Raw genomic sequence first — 2,822 nt, forward strand, 5'->3', positions numbered from 1 at the left:
GATTCCGTAAGTAGCGACGAGCGAACGCGGACTAGCCCTTAAGCTGATTTGGTTCTAGGAAAATGCTCTGGAAAGAGCAGCCATAGAAGGTGATAGCCCTGTATCTGAAAGGGCCATTTCAGTGAAGACGAGTAGGGCGGGGCACGTGAAACCCTGTCTGAACATGGGGGGACCATCCTCCAAGGCTAAATACTACTGACCGACCGATAGTGAACCAGTACCGTGAGGGAAAGGCGAAAAGAACCCCGGAGAGGGGAGTGAAATAGATCCTGAAACCGTGTGCGTACAAGCAGTAGGAGCCTCGCAAGGGGTGACTGCGTACCTTTTGTATAATGGGTCAGCGACTTACTGTTCGTGGCAAGCTTAACCGTATAGGGGAGGCGAAGGGAAACCGAGTCTGATAAGGGCGCATAGTCGCGGGCAGTAGACCCGAAACCGGGTGATCTAGTCATGGCCAGGGTGAAGGTGCCGTAACAGGTACTGGAGGCCCGAACCCACGTCTGTTGCAAAAGACGGGGATGAGCTGTGATTAGGAGTGAAAAGCTAATCGAACCCGGAGATAGCTGGTTCTCCTCGAAAGCTATTTAGGTAGCGCCTCATATGTATCCTCTCGGGGGTAGAGCACTGTTATGGCTAGGGGGTCATCGCGACTTACCAAACCATTGCAAACTCCGAATACCGAGACGGACTGTATGGGAGACACACGGCGGGTGCTAACGTCCGTCGTGAAAAGGGAAACAACCCAGACCCACAGCTAAGGTCCCAAATTCACTGCTAAGTGGAAAACCATGTGGAAAGGCACAGACAGCCAGGAGGTTGGCTTAGAAGCAGCCACCCTTTAAAGAAAGCGTAATAGCTCACTGGTCGAGTCGGTCTGCGGGGAAGATTTAACGGGGCTAAGCAGTGAACCGAAGCTTGGGGTGTGCATATTTATATGTACGCGGTAGAGGAGCGTTCCGTAAGCCGTTGAAGGTGGATTGAGAAGTCTGCTGGAGGTATCGGAAGTGCGAATGCTGACATGAGTAACGATAATGCGGGTGAAAAACCCGCACGCCGAAAGCCCAAGGTTTCCTTGCGCAACGTTAATCGGCGCAGGGTGAGTCGGCCCCTAAGGCGAGGACGAAAGTCGTAGTCGATGGGAAGCAGGTTAATATTCCTGCACCTCGCGTAAGTGCGATGGAGGGACGGAGAAGGTTAGGCATACCGGGCGTTGGTTGTCCCGGGGAAAGGCGGTAGGTTTGGATCTTTGGCAAATCCGGGATCCTTTAAGACCGAGCACCGAGACGAGCCTTTATGGCGAAGTTGCTGATACCACGCTTCCAGGAAAAGCTCCTAAGCTTCAGCTTACGCAGACCGTACCGTAAACCGACACAGGTGGGTAGGATGAGAATTCTCAGGCGCTTGAGAGAACTCGGGTGAAGGAACTAGGCAACATGGCACCGTAACTTCGGGAGAAGGTGCACCCTTTTTGGTGGCTCGTGCGAGCTATAGCTGAAGAGGGTCGCAGTAACCAGGCCGCTGCGACTGTTTATCAAAAACACAGCACTCTGCAAACACGAAAGTGGACGTATAGGGTGTGACGCCTGCCCGGTGCTGGAAGGTTAATTGATGGGGTCAGCCGCAAGGCGAAGCTCTTGATCGAAGCCCCAGTAAACGGCGGCCGTAACTATAACGGTCCTAAGGTAGCGAAATTCCTTGTCGGGTAAGTTCCGACCTGCACGAATGGCGTAACGACAGCGGCGCTGTCTCCACCCGAGACTCAGTGAAATTGAAATCGCTGTGAAGATGCAGCGTTCCCGTGGCAAGACGGAAAGACCCCGTGAACCTTTACTATAGCTTTACACTGAACGTTGAGTTCGTCTGTGTAGGATAGGTGGGAGGCTATGAAACTGTGGCGCTAGCTGCAGTGGAGCCATCCTTGAAATACCACCCTGTCGTGCTTGACGTTCTAACCTGGGTCCATTATCTGGATCGGGGACCGTGTATGGTGGGTAGTTTGACTGGGGCGGTCTCCTCCTAAAGAGTAACGGAGGAGCTCGAAGGTACGCTCAGCGCGGTCGGACATCGCGCACTGTGTGCAAAGGCATAAGCGTGCTTGACTGCAAGATCGACGGATCAAGCAGGTAGGAAACTAGGACTTAGTGATCCGGTGGTTCTGTATGGAAGGGCCATCGCTCAACGGATAAAAGGTACTCCGGGGATAACAGGCTGATACCGCCCAAGAGTTCATATCGACGGCGGTGTTTGGCACCTCGATGTCGGCTCATCACATCCTGGGGCTGTAGTCGGTCCCAAGGGTATGGCTGTTCGCCATTTAAAGTGGTACGCGAGCTGGGTTCAGAACGTCGTGAGACAGTTCGGTCCCTATCTGCCATGGGCGTTGGAGATTTGAGAGGGGCTGCTCCTAGTACGAGAGGACCGGAGTGGACGAACCTCTGGTGTTCCGGTTGTCACGCCAGTGGCATTGCCGGGTAGCTATGTTCGGAAGCGATAACCGCTGAAAGCATCTAAGCGGGAAGCGCGCCTCAAGATGAGATCTCCCGGGGCACAAGCCCCCTGAAGGAACCATGTAGACTACGTGGTTGATAGGTCAGGTGTGTAAGTACAGCAATGTATTGAGCTAACTGATACTAATGATCCGAGAGGCTTGACCATATAACCTCAAGTTGCCTTGGCCGACATGACATGTCGATAGATCCAAGTGCACGCTACGTCACAAGACCAAACGAGAGGCAGGCGCTCAGGCGCGTCTCTTTGCAATGCAGGCATCATCATGCCCGCTCCCTGCAAAGACACGACGTCCGAAGCGACACTCCAACCGC

Annotated in this window: 1 rRNA gene (cut by a window edge); it reads left to right on the forward strand. The window is 53.8% G+C overall.

From position 1 onward, the window contains the following. Nucleotides 1-2,655 (forward strand): 23S ribosomal RNA (locus AC27VL_RS19495) (it extends 226 nt beyond the left edge of the window). Nucleotides 2,656-2,822 lie beyond the last annotated feature (167 nt).

Source organism: Stenotrophomonas sp. 14P6.2.3, from assembly GCF_057799055.1.